Source organism: Winogradskyella sp. 266wxhm (assembly GCF_058964685.1).
Genome location: NZ_CM179559.1, coordinates 789,654 through 805,736, shown reverse-complemented (window position 1 = coordinate 805,736; position 16,083 = coordinate 789,654). Strand labels below are relative to the sequence as shown.

Below are 16,083 nucleotides of genomic sequence, written 5' to 3'. Positions count from 1 at the left end.
ATTAATTAACGTAAGTGAAAATTTCATCTTGGGAAATTTGAACTTCTGCATCACCAAATGAACCGTTACGAGTTAGTATTCTGTTTTCACTATCATAGGTGATTGTAAAATTGTACTCTGAACTATCAGAAATAACACCAGTCCAATTATTTGAACCGCTAAAATGTGCTATACTATTGCCTGCTTGATCGTCATAATAATCTCCGATAATACTATATTGATCTCTGGCTTGAAAAGGTTCTAACAGCGGGTTGTCATTAGAGTCATAAATATAACTTGAAGTAGTATTTATTTCACCCGACATTACTGAAGAAACTACATTGCCATTACTATCATAATTCAATATTTCAAGCTGAATTGAGCTGTCATTTATAAAGGACTCCTTCTTAACCAATCTGCCGTTTCCGTTAAAAGTGTAAACAGTAACAATATCAGAATCTACTTCAGTTTTAGTGATTTCACTACCGCTGTAAGTATAGTTAAATTCATAATCCTCATCATCAGATTCTATATCGTTATATGCAATTTGGGTTATTTGTCCAGATCCATTATATGTTATAGTTGTAACGTCACTTAGACTACCTTGATAATAGGTGTTAGTTTCTATAATATTATTGTTAGCATCTCTAGTAACTGTAGTATTTGTTATAATTTCTTGCCCAAAAACAGGTGAATCAGTTATAAACCCATCGAGTAAATTATCTGAGTTGAAAGTGTAATCAATGTCAACTACAATTTCACCAAAAAATGGAACATTGGTATTTGTATTGTATGAGTAGCTAGATAATGCTAAAAATTCTTCACTCGTATTTCCGTTATTGCCACCACCATTATTGCCGCCAGTTTCTCCAGTTAATTCTGGGTCTATAGGTTCGTTGTTACAAGAGGTTATCAAGGTTAGTGATAATAATATAAATAGTATTTTCTTCATTGTTTTGTTTGTTTAATTATTTTCTGAATAACCCACGGCTTCACCAATGAGTGTGGCACTTGTACAATCTGAAATATGAACATTTACAAAATCACCAACTTTGTAATTCTCTTTAGGGAATACGGCAACTGTATTATCAGAAGTTCTACCAGACCAGTGCAAATCAGATTTTTTAGATTCTTTTTCGATAAGAATTTCAACTGTTTTGTTGAGGTGTTGCTCAGTTCTTAGAGCGCTATGCTTTCTCTGTAGGTTTACAATTTCTGTAAGTCTTCGTTTTTTTACTTCCTCAGGAACATCGTCTTCCATTTTACGACCAGCCAAAGTTCCAGGGCGTTCAGAATAGACAAACATATAACCAAAATTATATTGTACATATTCCATTAAGCTCAATGTGTCTTGATGATCTTCCTCTGTTTCCGTTGGAAAACCAGCAATAATATCTTGGCTTATGGAGCAATCAGGTATTAATTGTTTGATGTTATCTATAATTTCAAAATATTCTTCACGTGTGTGAAGTCTGTTCATTTCTTTCAATATTCGATCGCTTCCACTCTGAACAGGTAAATGAATATGCTTACAGATGTTGTTGTACTTAGCCATAGTTTCAATAACATCTATAGTAAAATCTTGTGGATTAGATGTAGAGAAACGAATGCGCATTTTTGGTTGTGCTTTTGCAGCCATTTCCAAAAGCTTAGCAAAGTTTACAGCGGTAGCCTTTTGAAAATCTGAAGCTTTTTCAAAATCTTTTTTAAGTCCACCACCATACCAAAGGTAGCTGTCTACATTCTGACCTAAAAGTGTGATTTCTTTATAGCCTTGAGTCCATAATCCGTTAATTTCTTCAATAATACTTTGAGGATCTCTACTACGTTCTCTACCACGAGTAAATGGTACAACACAGAATGTGCACATATTATCACAACCACGAGTTATAGAAACAAAAGCCGTAACACCATTACTGTTTAGTCTAACGGGAGAAATATCTCCGTATGTTTCTTCTTTAGAAAGAATAACGTTTATAGCATCTCTACCTTCATCAACTTCAGCTAAAAGATTAGGTAAATCTTTATAAGCATCAGGACCAACAACAAGGTCTACTATTTTTTCTTCGTCTAAAAATTTAGTTTTAAGACGCTCTGCCATACAACCAAGCACTCCAACTTTCATATTTGGATTAATACGTTTTACAGCATTGTATTGTTTTAAACGCTTTCTTACCGTTTGTTCTGCTTTGTCTCTAATTGAGCAGGTGTTTACTAAAACAAGATCAGCTTCCTCAAGATTTTGAGTAGTGTTAAAACCTTGTTCGGAAAGGATTGAAGCTACAATTTCACTATCGCTAAAGTTCATAGCGCAACCATAACTTTCAATAAAAAGTTTACGTTGGTTGCTGTCTTTTTGGTCTAGTATTAAGGCTTCTCCCTGTTTGTTTTCGTCTATAGTCTTTTCCATCAGCTAAAATGAATTTTTCAATTCTCAATAAGCATGCAAAGATATGATTATTTTATTGATTGTGACAAAGTGGCAGTTGTAATATTTTATTTGAATTTTTGCTGAAAAATAGATTTCTTTTGAAACACTAACCAATTTAATATTATGAGAACTTCAGATTTTGAACAAAAAATAGATAATGCTAAAGACCTAGACTTTGGTGGAATTTTTAATGACTCTATAGAGTTGTTTAAAAAGACTTGGGTACAAGGTTTAGTTACACTTTTATTAAGTGCAGTGATGGCTATACCTTTTGTAATGGTGTTTTATATACCAATGGTTTTTATGGGTGTAATAGAGGCTTATACTAATTCTCACGATCCTTATGCTCAACCAGAAATGAGTCCCTTAATGCTATTGGTGATGGGAGTGTTGTATATTTTTATGATTATAGCAATGAGTACCATTGGTTTTGGGTTAAAAGCAGGGTTTTATAGAATATGCAAATTGAAAGATTTGGAAGAAATGGGTAAAGAAGATTATTTCTACTTTTTCAAAAAGCCATATTTAGGGAAGACCATAAAATTAGCTCTTGCAATTACAGGAATAAGTATGTTGGCAACTCTACTGTGTGTTATACCTATAATATATGCTATTGTACCGTTGTCTTATATAGTGATTTTTTATGCTTTTAATCCAGATATGTCTATTTCTGATATTATTAACTTAAGTTTTAAGCTCGGAAATAAAAAATGGTTGATAACATTCGGACTTTTATTCGTTGGTGGAATGGTAGCTAGTATTATTGGGTTTTTAATGTGTTTTGTTGGGATTTATGTCACAGCATCGTTTAGTTACTTGCCTCCATACCTTATATATAAAGATATTATTGGTTTTAATTCTGATCCTGATTTAGATGATACTTTAATGGACTTAGATGAAAAGGTTACTTTTTAACGCAACCCTTTCATGTGTTTTTCATCTTTTTTAAAACATTAAATTATGAAATACAGTAAAGTTTTTTCGGTTTTAGCCTTATGCTTATTGCTTTTTAATTTTCAGTGTGATGAAGAAGAAGTCATTTATAGTGATTGTGATACTTTGGTTATAGTAGATAATACAGCATACGAAAATTCGGAGTCAGCAAATTACAGTATTGTGAATTATGAGATTGAAGGTGATTGTCTCAATATTGAAATTTCATCGAGTGGTTGTGATGCAGATGCTTGGCAACTTTCATTGATAGATTCTGGTAGTGTTGCAGAGTCTTTTCCGCCTCAACGCTATTTAAAGCTAGAGTTGTTTAATAATGAAGCTTGTCTAGCAGTTTTAACCAAGAGTCAATCTTTTGATTTATCTTCATTATCAATAGAAGGGACAACAGAGGTTGTTCTCAATATAGAAGGATTTGAAGAGTCAATAAACTATACATATTAATAAAATATAATCTTAGATTTAAATATTAAAGCCTTACACTTTGTAAGGCTTTTTACATTGATGAGTAGTTAAAAATACGATAAAATGTGTCAGATTTCAGACCAAATTAGGATTGTAAATTAATTTTCATATACATTTGTAACCTCAAAAAAGTTAAGAATGCCAAAGAATCTAGTAATAGTAGAGTCACCTGCAAAGGCTAAAACCATTGAAAAATTTCTAGGAAAAGATTATAAAGTCGAGTCTAGTTTTGGACACATTGCTGACTTGCCTTCCAAAGAATTGGGTGTAGATGTAGAAGGAGATTTTAAACCAGAATATCGGGTTTCTAAAGACAAGAAAGATGTTGTTAAGAAACTAAAAGATTTAGCGAAGAAAGCAGAAATTGTTTGGTTGGCAAGTGATGAGGATCGCGAGGGAGAAGCTATTGCTTGGCATTTATTTGAGTCTTTAGATTTAGATAAAGACAAAACAAAACGTATTGTATTTCACGAGATTACTAAAAGTGCTATCAATAAAGCAATTGAAAACCCTAGAGGTATAGATTATAATTTAGTTGATGCGCAGCAAGCAAGACGTGTATTAGACAGAATTGTAGGTTACGAATTATCTCCAGTATTATGGCGAAAAGTCAAAGGAGGGCTTTCTGCAGGTAGAGTACAATCTGTCTCGGTACGGTTAATAGTAGAGCGCGAAAGAGATATACAAAATTTTGAAGCTGTAGCTTCCTATAGAGTAGATGCTGAATTTACCACTGAAGACGGAACGTCTTTCAAGGCTAAGTTGCCAAAAAATTTCAATTCAAAAGAAGAAGCTGAAAAGTTCTTGAATGATAACATTGAGGCTACGTATCAAGTTTCCGATTTACAAAAGAAGCCTGCTAAAAAGTCACCAGCGGCACCATTTACAACATCAACACTTCAACAAGAAGCATCACGTAAATTAGGATTTTCGGTAAGTAGAACTATGAGTAATGCACAGCGACTTTACGAAGCTGGTCTTATTACTTATATGAGAACGGATAGTGTAAATCTTTCTGATGAGGCTAAAAAAGGAGCTGAAAAAGAAATTATTTCCGCTTACGGCGAAAAATATAGTAAACCTCAAAATTATAAAGGAAAAGCAAAGGGGGCTCAAGAAGCTCACGAAGCCATAAGACCTACAGATTTTTCGAGCCACACTGTAAATGTTGAGCGCGATCAATCAAGATTGTATGATTTAATATGGAAACGAGCTATTGCATCTCAAATGAGTGATGCAGAACTAGAGCGTACAAACCTTAGGGTAAAAGTGAATTCCAAAAATAAAGTTGATGAGGAATTTACAGCTAATGGTGAAATCATAACTTTTGATGGCTTCTTAAAAGTTTACTTAGAAGGCACAGATGATGAAGATGTAGAGCAAGAAGGTATTTTGCCAGATCTTAAAATTGGCGAAAGCTTACGCAATAAATATATTACCGCAACAGAACGATTTACAAGACCACCAGCAAGATTTACGGAAGCGTCATTGGTAAAGCAGTTAGAAGAATTAGGTATCGGTCGTCCTTCTACTTACGCACCAACAATTTCTACAATTCAAAATAGAAATTATATAGAAAAAGGAACTCATGAAGGTGATGAGCGTGAGTACAAGCAACTGATTTTTGAAAATCAAAAAATAAAAGAAAAGAATCTTTCTGAAAAAACAGGTTCTAATAAAGGAAAATTAGTACCTACAGATGTTGGTTTCATTGTAACCGATTTCTTAGTGAATCATTTTGAAAGTATTTTAGATTACAACTTCACAGCGAAGGTAGAAGAGAGTTTTGATGATATAGCTGAAGGCAAAGAAGATTGGAGAGCAATGATGAAAGATTTCTATAAAGGCTTTCATCCACAAGTTGAAGATGTTCAAGAAAATGCCGAGCGTGAGTCTGGTGAACGTATTTTAGGAACAGATCCTAAAACTGGTCGTCAAGTAAGTGTGCGTTTAGGGAAATTTGGGCCGATGGTTCAGATAGGAACTGCAGACGAAGAAGAAAAACCTCAATTTGCTAGTTTATCACCAGATCAACAACTCAACTCTATAACTTTTGAAGAGGCTATGGATCTTTTCAAACTACCAAAAGCCTTGGGTCATTATAAAGATGATGAAGTAGAGGTTAATAACGGACGTTTTGGACCTTATGTAAGATATGGTGAAAAATTCGTTTCGTTACCAAAGGGTGTAGATCCTTTAAGTGTAGAATTAGATGAAGCTATTATATATATTAAGGAGAAAGAAAAGGCTGATGCACCTATATATATTTATGACGGTTTAGAAGTTACAAAAGGAAAAGGACGTTTTGGGCCATTCATCAAGTGGAACAACATGTTTATAAATGTGAATAAAAAATACGATTGGGACAATTTATCTGAAGAAGACATTGTAACTTTGATCGAAGACAAAATCCAAAAGGAAAAAGATAAACTTATTCACGTTTGGGAAGACGAAGGCATTAGAGTTGAGAAGGCAAGATGGGGTAGACACAATGTTATAAAAGGTAAGCAAAAAGTTGAGCTAGCAAAAACAGTTGATGTTAGCGATATGACTTTAGAAGAAGCAAAAGCTCTGCTTGAGAAAAACGCTCCTAAAAAGAAAACAACAAGAAAAAAGACTACTAAAAAGAAAACGACGACCAAAAAGAAGTAATATTATATGAATTTTAGCTTTCTAACGCCTGTATCAGATGCGGTTTTAGCTCATAACGAACTAATAGCGCAACAAGCGCTGGGAAAAAAAATCAAGATTCATTCTCGTCAAAACGGTATTCCAGATTTAGATGATGTGCAGATAGCTATCATCGGAGTTAAAGAAAATAGAAATGATGTCAATTATATTGGTGCAGACGTCAATTTCGATTCTATAAGAGTTACCTTATATACCCTGTTTCCGGGTAATTGGCATACAACTATAGCCGATTTAGGTGATATAGAGCCAGGTGAAACAGTTGAAGACACCTATTATGCTATTAGAACAGCCATTACGGTTCTTGTTGAAAAAAATATTATTCCTGTTGTATTAGGTGGAAGCCAAGATTTAACTTATGCTAATTATAGGGCTTACGATAATATTTTACCAATGGTAAACATTGTAAGTGTTGATACTAATTTTGATCTCGGTGACGCTAACTTGCCAATAAAGAATAATAGCTATGTTGGTAAGATTATAGTGGAACAACCCTACAATCTTTTTAATTATGCCACTATAGGTTATCAAACCTATTTTAATTCACAAGAAGAGTTAGACCTTATTGAGAAATTATATTTCGAAGCTCACCGACTTGGAGAGATATCAGGTGATATTAATAAGGTTGAACCTTTAATGAGAGATGCTCACATAGTATCAGTAGATTTAAAGTCAATTAGATCAGCTGAGGTTAGTGAGAATCAAAAATATTCACCTAACGGATTCACAGGGAAAGAAATTTGTGCCATAAGTCGCTATGCAGGAATAAGCAATAAGGTGTCTTCTTTTGGTATTTATGAATATTTAAGTTCTCAAAAAGACAACTCTACGTCAATGCTTATATCTCAGATGATATGGTATTTTATCGAAGGTGTTAACTGTAGAGTAAAAGATGATGATTTTACAAACGAAAATTATTATCAAAAATATAATGTATTGGTAGAAGATGATGAACTTATCTTCTATAAAAGTTTAAAAACAGGTAGATGGTGGATAGAGATTCCTTTTTTACCAGATGTTAATAATAAATTAAAAAAGCACACGTTATTACCGTGTATGCATTCCGATTATGTGCTCGCAACACAGGGTGAGATACCAGAGCGCTGGTATAAGGCATTCAGGAAGAATAGCTTTTAAAAGAGGCTTTTTATCGATATTTAACATTTTTTTCATCGACGAAATGCATATTTTTAGGTTTAAATGCAAAAAAATTTGAAAAAAAGTTGTTTATTCGAAAATATATAAATATGTTTACGACCTCAAAATTAAAAATGACTAATTTAACCTCGAGTTACTATGAATATTAATAAGTTTATTTTACTTGCCGCAGTACTAGTTTTGGTGTCCAGTTGTAATTCTGGAGACCGTGGACAATTAGTAGGAGTTAGAGGAAAATCATGGCATCCAGAAAAGCCCTATGGGATGACCTTGGTACCTGGCGGAGCTTTTATTATGGGAAAATCTGATGATGACCTAGCTGGTGTACAAGATGCGCCAACTAAAACCGCAACGGTTCGTGCATTTTACATGGATGAAACCGAAATTACAAATAGCGAGTATCGTCAGTTTGTAGAATGGGTTCGTGACTCTATTCTAAGATTGAAATTAGCTGAGATGGCTGATTTAGAAGGTAAAACTCCTGGTAATGGAGATATTGGTGAGTTTGCTTACCAAGATTCAGACCCAGATGAACTTAATGCCTACGAAAGTTACATGCTTAATACTTATGGTAACGAGCAAAGAAAAATTAATCGTGATGTAGATCTTATTTTTGATACAGCCGATTATCCAGATGAGTTATATGCTGAAGTTATGGATGGCATGTACTTACCATTAGAAGAGTCTTATAATGGTCAAAGAACTTGGGATGTAAAGCAATTCAAATTCCAATATACTTATATGGATATCCAAAAAGCTGCAAGAAACAGAGGTTTAAAGCGTTCTGAGGTTGTTGTACAACAAGAAGTTGAGGTGTATCCTGATACTACAGCTTGGATTAGAGACTTTGCTTACTCTTATAATGAGCCAATGCACAATGATTACTTTTGGCATGATGCTTACGGAAACTATCCTGTAGTAGGTGTATCTTGGAAACAAGCAAGAGCTTTCTGTCAGTGGAGAACATTATACCATAATGCATATCAGAAAAGTAAAGGTAAACAACCTATAAACTCATACAGATTACCATCTGAAGCAGAGTGGGAGTACGCTGCTCGTGGAGGTCTTCAAGGTGCTACGTATCCTTGGGGTGGGCCTTACACTAAAAATGATAGAGGTTGTTTCATGGCAAACTTTAAACCTTTACGTGGTGATTATGCTGCTGACCAAGCACTTTATACAGTAGAAGCAGATGCTTACGATCCTAATGACTTTAACCTATATAATATGGCAGGTAATGTGTCAGAATGGGTAAATGGTTCTTATGATCCTGCATCTTATGAATATTCTTCAACAATCAACCCTAATGTTAACGATCAAGACAATGCTCGTAAAGTTGTTAGAGGTGGTTCTTGGAAAGATGTAGCGTATTTCTTACAAGTAAGTTCTAGAGATTACGAATATGCGGATTCAGCTAGAAGTTACATTGGATTTAGAACAGTTCAAGATTACATGGGAACTGAAGTAACTAAAAACGCAGCAACAAACTAATTAAACTTAACTTAAACTAAATATTAATCCTTACATTGAGTTAATTAACAACTTAACTCTTTAAAACACTAAAACTTAAAAAATCATGGCACAAAAGAAATTATCAACAATGAATATGGTCTATGGACTTGGAGCTGCAATCGTAATCGTTGGAGCGTTATTTAAAATCCAACACTGGCCTTATGGATCTCTTATCTTAACGATAGGTATGATTGTTGAAGCTCTTGTATTTACAATATCTGCATTCGAAAAGCAAGGTGATGACTTAGATTGGTCTCTTGTTTATCCAGAATTAGCAGGTGGACAATCTACAGGAAAAAAGGCTAAAAAAGAAGAGCCTAAAGATGCAGAAGGTTTATTATCTAAAAAATTAGATAACTTATTGAAAGAAGCTAAAATTGATGGTGCTCTTATGGCTAGCCTAGGAGATAGTATCAAGAATTTCGAAGGTGCTGCAAAAGGTATTTCACCAACTGTAGATTCTATGGCTGCTCAAAAGAAATATAGCGAAGAAATGTCTTTAGCTGCTGCTCAAATGGAGTCTTTAAATAGTCTTTACAAAGTACAAATGGAAAGTGCAAATCGTCAAGCAGCTATCAACGAAGAAGCTGTAGAAAATGCACAAAAGTTAAAAGAGCAAATGGCGTCTTTAGCATCTAACCTATCATCATTAAATGGTGTTTATGGAGGTATGCTATCTGCAATGAACAAAAACTAATTAGGTTTTTATAGATATAAATTAATTCATTATTAAAAAAACTAATTAGAACATGGCAGGAGGAAAATTATCCGCAAGACAGAAAATGATTAATCTAATGTACTTAGTGTTTATTGCTATGATGGCGATGAATATGTCTAAAGAGGTACTATCTGCATTTGGATTAATGGAGTCAAAATTTGCTGATGCAAATGAGGCTACAGGAAATAGAAACGAAGCAATGTTGACGGATTTAAAAACTAAAGGTGAAGAGAAACCTGAGGAATTTAAAATACCAGCAGCAAGAGCACAACAAGTGCAAATAGCTTCAGATAAATTTTATAAGTACTTAGAAACAGTTAAAGCTGATTTAATTAAAGCTGGTAAATATGAAGTAGATCCTGAAACTGGTAAATTACCATTCGAAGCAATGGATAAAACAGATATCTTGGATGAAGCTTGGTTTACAGGTGATCGTTTAACTAAGAAAGGTGAAGAATTTATGGCTCAAGTTAATGAGTATAAATCTTCTGTGAAAGCGGTCTTAGCTAAAGATGAGGCTTATAGAGGAGAAAGTGAAACTTTTGAAAAAACATTTAGTACAGAGAAAGAAGTTAATAAGGATGGAAAGAAAATCGATTGGTTAAATTATAATTTCCAAGGTTATCCTGCAATTGCATCTTATACTAAATTAACAGCTTTACAAAATGATGTTAGAGTTACAGAAGCTAATTTGTATAACTTATTCTTAGGAAATACATTAGCAGAAGCTACAACTCTTAATAATTATAAAGCAATTGTATTAGCTGATAAATCTGCGTTTTTCGCAGGTGAAAAGTTTCAAGGACGTGTAGTTATTGGAAAGTATGCCAATGTACCACCTACTAAATTAGTAGTACAAGGAGAAGAAGTAGATTTGTCAAAAGCTATCGATTCTACCGGAGCTGCAACTTTAGATTTTAACGTTGGTAATGTTGGTGAACATGATATTAAAGGAGAGTTTACTTTTATTGAAAATGGTAAAGAATTACCTATTCCAATTGTAGCGAACTATGTAGTTGTACCAAGACCAAACTCTGCAACAATTTCTGCAGATAAAATGAATGTAGTTTATCGTGGTGTTGCTAACCCTATGACAATTTCTTTTGCTGGTGTTCCAGATAACAAAGTAAATGCGTCAGGTGCTGGTTTATCAAAAGCTTCTGGTATTGGTAAATATGTGATGAACCCTGGTTCAGGTAGAGAGGTTACTATTAATGTAACAGCTACTTTAGACGATGGTTCAAAGGCTAGTGATCAGCAAACATTCAGAATTAAAGATATTCCTAAGCCAACAGGTACAATAGCAGGACAAGATGGTATTGTAAAACTACCTAAACGTAATGTTGAAATAGGTACAGTTGGTGCGGTATTAGAAGATTTTGTCTTTGATTTACCGATTAACGTAACATCATTTAAGATTAAAGTACCTGGACAACCTACAGTTCAAGTAGCTGGAACAAAAATGAACAGTCAAGCTAAGGCAGCTATTGCTAGAGCTCGTAGAGGTGATGTTATTGCTATCTTTGATATTAAAGCTAAGATTCAAGGTAATAGCACATACCAACTGAAAGGTGTTTCACCTGTAACCGTAGAAGTAACTAACTAAAATTAGATACACTACAAAAAAAGAAATCCCAAATTAATAATTAGATAAGATGAAATTAAAAAGCTTTTTATGTATTGGATTAGGATTGTTTGCTGCAAATACTATGTTTGCTCAAGCTAATATCCTTAACGCTAAAATACCAGAAGAAATTGGTATGAAGACTGAAGCACAGTTACTTCTAGATAATGATAAACCTTTAGAATACGGTTATGTAGGAGATAGAGATATCTTATTTTCTAAAATGACTTGGGAAAAGGTAGTTCTAGATGAGCGTGCAAACTTCCCACTATATTTTCCTGTAGAAGAAAATTTAGGTGATGATAGAAAGTCGCTTTACAATGTTTTATTACAAAATGTTAAGGATGGAAATATTCCTAAAGTTTATGGTGATTCATACTTTACTACTGAGCGTACTTTAGAGGATTTAGCTCCTTCTCTTAAAAAAGAAGAAGTTACTGATGAAGGTATCGAGTGGATGAATGCTGAAGGTGTAACAGATGTATCTTTAGTTCCTGAAGAGTATGTTATTCGTCGTGAAATTGGTCCTGCTGATATCAGTTCTTATTTAATTAAGGGATTATGGTATTTCGATAAGCGTCAAGGAGAATTGAAGTATCGTATTTTAGGTATCGCTCCTGCGGCACCAGACGTTAACTTTATCGATTCTGAAGATGATTCTATGAAAGAACCAATTCCAATGTTTTGGATCTTTTATCCAGAGATAAGAGATATTTTACACGATGCTAAAGCATTCAATAATAAAAACAGTGCTGTTCCATTATCTTTTGATCATATACTTAACAGTAGACGTTTTAGTGGATTAATCTACAAAGAAGAAAACGTTTATGGTGATAGAGAGATTAAAGAATATGTTGCTGAAAATGCTTTAATGCAACTTTTAGAATCTGATAGAATCAAAGAAAAAATCAGAAACTTTGAACAAGATATGTGGAGTTACTAATTATTAACTCTTACAAGCTTTAAATAAAAACGCTCACTTTATAGTGGGCGTTTTTTATGGCTATTATTTATGCAGCAGCAGGAATCTTTTTAATATTTTCGCATTATAATGAAGGAAGTAGATTATATTATTGTAGGTTGTGGTTTAGCTAGTATTGCTTTTTGTGAACAATTAAGAGCTGAAAAAAAATCTTTTGTAGTATTTGATGATAGTTCTCAACAATCATCTTTAGTGGCAGCAGGATTGTATAATCCTGTTATTCTTAAACGATTTTCTGAAGTGTGGAAAGCTAACGAACAATTAAGTTTGGCTTCAGAGGTATATGCCAAAATTGAAAAAGATTTAAATATAAAAATAGATTATAAGCTTAAAATCTTAAGGCTTTTCAATTCAATAGAAGAACAAAACAATTGGTTCAATGCTTCTGATAAACCCAATTTAGAACCTTACCTCGCTACTCAGCTCTTAAAAAACACTAATACCTTTGTAAATGCTCCTTATGGTTTTGGAGAAGTATTGCACGCAGGTCGTTTAGATACAGATACATTAATATCAGAATACAAATCTTTTTTGAATACAATAGATAGCTTTAAGGAAGAAACATTTAGATATGATAGTCTTCAAATTTCTGATAAAACGGTACAATACAATACTATTTCTTCTAAGCAAATTGTATTTACAGAAGGTTTTGGTGTAAAGAAAAATCCTTTTTTTAATGTTGTGCCACTTAATGGAACAAAGGGAGAAGTTCTCACTATAAAAGCGCCAGATTTAAATATAGACTATGCAATTAAGTCTTCAGTTTTTATACTTCCGATAGGAGATGATCTCTATAACGTTGGTGCGACCTATAATTGGACAGATAAAACCAATGAACCAACCGAAGAAGGAAAGCAAGAGTTAATTTCTAAACTGAAAACCTTCATTAATTGTGATTTTGAAATTGTGAATCATGTTGCAGGAATAAGACCTACAGTAAAGGATAGAAGACCTTTGGTTGGTCACCATGAAAAGTATTCAAACCTTTATATTTTAAATGGTTTAGGTACACGTGGAGTTATGATAGCTCCATATGTAGCAGAAAAACTATTTAATTTTATAGAAAAAGAAGAAGCTTTAGACAAAGAAATTGATGTTAATCGTTTCAAATCCTAATCTTTATTTGCTTTTTTCAGCAAGTTCTTTATCGTAACTCATAAATAAATTGATCCAAATATTACGAGAAAGGCGCATTATAATTGGCATAAACACTATCAAAGTCACCACAATAGCTATAAAGGAATTCATTAAGCCAAACCCAATAAATTCATGGCTAATAATAAAAGCTGCAACTGCGAAAGCAATACCCACAGCATAGCTTACATACATTGAACCATAAAAGAATGACGGCTCTATTTGGTATTTGGTTTTACAATGAGAGCACACATCATTCATCTTTAATGTTTCAGAAAGTGCGTAAGGGTTTTTATTAACATACATAGACTCGTGGTGACATTTTGGGCAAGCTCCAAAAAGTATGCTATATAATTTCATTCCTTTTCTAATCATAACTAAAACCTTTACTTTTGCGTTTTTAATACAATGCAAAGATAAATATTTGTAGTTCTGGCATTGTAACAATTGTGACATTTTACAGTTGAATTATTCAGAAATAGTATGCTAAATATTCATAACTTATCAATTTCATTTCAAGGAGAGTACTTATTCGAAGACATTACATTTAAATTAGGTCCTGGTGATCGTGTAGGTCTAATTGGTAAGAATGGAGCCGGAAAATCTACCATGTTGCGAATATTGGCAAAAGAGCAAGATTCTGATACAGGACAAATAGCTGCTGATAAAAATCTAAAAATAGGATTCTTAAAACAAGATATAGACTTTGATTTTGGTAAAACAGTTTTAGATGAGTCGTATGAAGCCTTTAAAGAAATAAAAGATTGCGAGGCTAAACTAGAAGAGATCAACACGCAATTGGCCGAAAGAACCGATTACGAAAGCGAATCTTATCATCAATTAATGGTAGATCTCAATGAAATACAGCATCAATATGAGATTTTAGGCGGCTATAATTATCAAGGTGATACAGAAAAGATTCTTCAAGGTCTTGGTTTTAAGCGTGAAGACTTTAACAAGCTTACTGATACATTTTCTGGTGGTTGGCGTATGCGAATAGAACTCGCTAAGCTATTACTTCAAAATAACGATTTATTGCTGTTAGATGAGCCAACAAACCACTTAGATATAGAATCTATTATTTGGTTAGAAAATTTCCTTAAAACTTATCCTGGTGCCGTAGTTATTGTGTCTCACGATAAGATGTTTTTAGATAATGTTACCAACCGAACAATCGAAATTTCCTTAGGTCGTATCTATGATTACAGCAAACCTTATTCAAAGTTTTTAGAACTTAGAAAAGAAATAAAGGAACAACAGTTAGCAGCTCAAAAAAATCAAGAGAAGCAGATTCAGCAAACCGAAAAACTGATTGAAAAATTTAGAGCTAAAGCATCGAAAGCAACGATGGCACAATCGCTTATTAAAAAACTGGATAAAATTGATAGGATTGAAGTCGATGAAGATGATAATAGCGTTATGACTTTAAACTTTCCAGTTTCCATCACACCAGGAAAAGTTGTTGTAGAGGTTGAAAACGTATCAAAGAATTATGGAAATCTTCAGGTTTTAAACCATGTAAATTTAACAGTTCCTAGAGATGTTAAAACGGCATTTGTTGGCCAGAATGGACAAGGAAAATCCACTTTAGCTAAAATTATTGTTGGTGAATTAAAGCATGAAGGTAAAGTAACTTTAGGACACAATGTTCAGATTGGGTATTTTGCTCAAAACCAAGCAGAATACTTAGATGGTAACAAAACAGTATTAGATACCATGATAGATGCTGCAAACGAAACCAACCGAAGTAAAGTTAGAGATATATTAGGTTCATTTTTGTTTAGAGGTGAGGAGGTTGAAAAATATGTGAAGGTACTTTCAGGTGGTGAACGAAATCGTTTAGCTTTGGCTAAGCTTTTGCTTCAACCATTGAATGTTCTAATAATGGATGAGCCTACGAATCACCTAGATATTAAATCAAAAAATGTTCTTAAAGAGGCTTTAAAAAAGTTTGAAGGTACGCTAGTTTTGGTATCGCACGACAGGGATTTTCTTCAAGGTTTAACGGATAGTATTTATGAATTCAAAGACCAAAATATTAAAGAGTATTTAGGTGATATTGATTTCTACCTAGAACAGCGTAATATTGAAAATTTAAGAGAAGCTGAAAAACGAACGGTAGTTACAGAACAACCAAAAGAGAGTAATAAACAGAGTTACGAAGATCAAAAGAAAATTAAATCCTTAAATAATAAGTTGAGCAATATTGAAGCTAAGATAAATCAGTTAGAAAAAGATATCAAAGCAGATGATACTAAATTAGAAACTGATTATGATAAAACAGCCTCAGATCCAAAGTTTTTTGATGATTACCAAGCCAAGAAGAAATCTTTAGAATCTTTAATGAATGATTGGGAAAGTGTACAAGAAGAATTGGACACTATCAATAATTAAGAATTTTTTAACGATTTCGCTTATTGATAAAGATAACTTTGCAGTTT

The 16,083-nt window shown here is 33.3% G+C and carries 13 protein-coding genes; 10 read left to right on the top strand and 3 right to left on the bottom strand.

Features of this window, described 5'->3' with window-relative positions; all coding sequences use genetic code 11:
* Window position 1: 1 nt before the first annotated feature.
* Entirely contained in the window at window positions 2–931 is a 930-nt protein-coding gene (locus AC2H4K_RS03695) for a hypothetical protein (protein WP_493742849.1), read from the bottom strand.
* Between the two features lie 12 nt (window positions 932–943).
* Window positions 944–2,389, bottom strand: coding sequence for a tRNA (N6-isopentenyl adenosine(37)-C2)-methylthiotransferase MiaB (gene miaB, locus AC2H4K_RS03690; protein WP_493742848.1), 1,446 nt, complete (start codon window positions 2,387–2,389; stop codon window positions 944–946).
* A gap of 144 nt (window positions 2,390–2,533) precedes the next feature.
* On the opposite strand from miaB, the gene AC2H4K_RS03685 reads away from it, so the two are divergent.
* The 9 genes from AC2H4K_RS03685 to AC2H4K_RS03645 all read left to right on the top strand — a co-directional run bounded on the left by AC2H4K_RS03685 (window position 2,534) and on the right by AC2H4K_RS03645 (window position 13,624).
* Entirely contained in the window at window positions 2,534–3,325 is a 792-nt protein-coding gene (locus tag AC2H4K_RS03685) for a hypothetical protein (RefSeq protein ID WP_493742847.1), read from the top strand.
* A 45-nt stretch (window positions 3,326–3,370) separates the two neighbouring features.
* On the top strand, window positions 3,371–3,805 hold the full coding sequence (locus AC2H4K_RS03680) for a hypothetical protein (RefSeq protein ID WP_493742846.1): 435 nt from the start codon (window positions 3,371–3,373) through the stop codon (window positions 3,803–3,805).
* Window positions 3,806–3,964: 159 nt separating this feature from the next.
* On the top strand, window positions 3,965–6,478 hold the full coding sequence (gene topA, locus AC2H4K_RS03675) for a type I DNA topoisomerase (protein ID WP_493742845.1): 2,514 nt from the start codon (window positions 3,965–3,967) through the stop codon (window positions 6,476–6,478).
* 6 nt (window positions 6,479–6,484) lie between these two features.
* Window positions 6,485–7,651, top strand: a complete 1,167-nt coding sequence (locus AC2H4K_RS03670) for a formimidoylglutamase (RefSeq protein WP_493742844.1) — start codon at window positions 6,485–6,487, stop codon at window positions 7,649–7,651.
* 165 nt (window positions 7,652–7,816) lie between these two features.
* Window positions 7,817–9,163, top strand: coding sequence for a T9SS ring complex lipoprotein PorK/GldK (porK, locus tag AC2H4K_RS03665; protein WP_493743059.1), 1,347 nt, complete (start codon window positions 7,817–7,819; stop codon window positions 9,161–9,163).
* Between the two features lie 85 nt (window positions 9,164–9,248).
* Complete coding sequence (gene porL / locus AC2H4K_RS03660; RefSeq protein ID WP_281138433.1) at window positions 9,249–9,881, top strand: type IX secretion system motor protein PorL/GldL; 633 nt, start codon at window positions 9,249–9,251, stop codon at window positions 9,879–9,881.
* A gap of 52 nt (window positions 9,882–9,933) precedes the next feature.
* On the top strand, window positions 9,934–11,508 hold the full coding sequence (gene porM, locus AC2H4K_RS03655; RefSeq protein WP_493742843.1) for a type IX secretion system motor protein PorM/GldM: 1,575 nt from the start codon (window positions 9,934–9,936) through the stop codon (window positions 11,506–11,508).
* Window positions 11,509–11,557: 49 nt separating this feature from the next.
* Window positions 11,558–12,469 carry a type IX secretion system ring subunit PorN/GldN gene (porN, locus tag AC2H4K_RS03650; RefSeq protein ID WP_493742842.1) on the top strand — a complete coding sequence of 304 codons (912 nt, stop codon included), beginning with the start codon at window positions 11,558–11,560 and terminating at the stop codon, window positions 12,467–12,469.
* Between the two features lie 108 nt (window positions 12,470–12,577).
* The gene (locus AC2H4K_RS03645) at window positions 12,578–13,624 is read left to right on the top strand and encodes an NAD(P)/FAD-dependent oxidoreductase (protein ID WP_493742841.1); all 1,047 of its coding nucleotides are present in this window, start codon (window positions 12,578–12,580) and stop codon (window positions 13,622–13,624) included.
* Window positions 13,625–13,627: 3 nt separating this feature from the next.
* Here the strand turns inward: AC2H4K_RS03645 and AC2H4K_RS03640 are convergent, their stop codons facing one another.
* Window positions 13,628–14,017 carry a DUF983 domain-containing protein gene (locus AC2H4K_RS03640; protein WP_281138429.1) on the bottom strand — a complete coding sequence of 130 codons (390 nt, stop codon included), beginning with the start codon at window positions 14,015–14,017 and terminating at the stop codon, window positions 13,628–13,630.
* Between the two features lie 108 nt (window positions 14,018–14,125).
* On the opposite strand from AC2H4K_RS03640, the gene AC2H4K_RS03635 reads away from it, so the two are divergent.
* Window positions 14,126–16,036, top strand: a complete 1,911-nt coding sequence (locus tag AC2H4K_RS03635; RefSeq protein WP_281138428.1) for an ABC-F family ATP-binding cassette domain-containing protein — start codon at window positions 14,126–14,128, stop codon at window positions 16,034–16,036.
* Window positions 16,037–16,083: the final 47 nt, after the last annotated feature.

Coding starts and splice junctions, on each gene's coding strand:
- porN (WP_493742842.1), top strand. CDS start 11,558: ATGAAATTAAAAAGCTTTTTATGTATTGGATTAGGATTGTTTGCTGCA.
- AC2H4K_RS03670 (WP_493742844.1), top strand. CDS start 6,485: ATGAATTTTAGCTTTCTAACGCCTGTATCAGATGCGGTTTTAGCTCAT.
- AC2H4K_RS03685 (WP_493742847.1), top strand. CDS start 2,534: ATGAGAACTTCAGATTTTGAACAAAAAATAGATAATGCTAAAGACCTA.
- AC2H4K_RS03680 (WP_493742846.1), top strand. CDS start 3,371: ATGAAATACAGTAAAGTTTTTTCGGTTTTAGCCTTATGCTTATTGCTT.
- topA (WP_493742845.1), top strand. CDS start 3,965: ATGCCAAAGAATCTAGTAATAGTAGAGTCACCTGCAAAGGCTAAAACC.
- AC2H4K_RS03645 (WP_493742841.1), top strand. CDS start 12,578: ATGAAGGAAGTAGATTATATTATTGTAGGTTGTGGTTTAGCTAGTATT.
- porM (WP_493742843.1), top strand. CDS start 9,934: ATGGCAGGAGGAAAATTATCCGCAAGACAGAAAATGATTAATCTAATG.
- AC2H4K_RS03640 (WP_281138429.1), bottom strand. CDS start 14,017: ATGATTAGAAAAGGAATGAAATTATATAGCATACTTTTTGGAGCTTGC.
- porL (WP_281138433.1), top strand. CDS start 9,249: ATGGCACAAAAGAAATTATCAACAATGAATATGGTCTATGGACTTGGA.
- AC2H4K_RS03635 (WP_281138428.1), top strand. CDS start 14,126: ATGCTAAATATTCATAACTTATCAATTTCATTTCAAGGAGAGTACTTA.
- AC2H4K_RS03695 (WP_493742849.1), bottom strand. CDS start 931: ATGAAGAAAATACTATTTATATTATTATCACTAACCTTGATAACCTCT.
- miaB (WP_493742848.1), bottom strand. CDS start 2,389: ATGGAAAAGACTATAGACGAAAACAAACAGGGAGAAGCCTTAATACTA.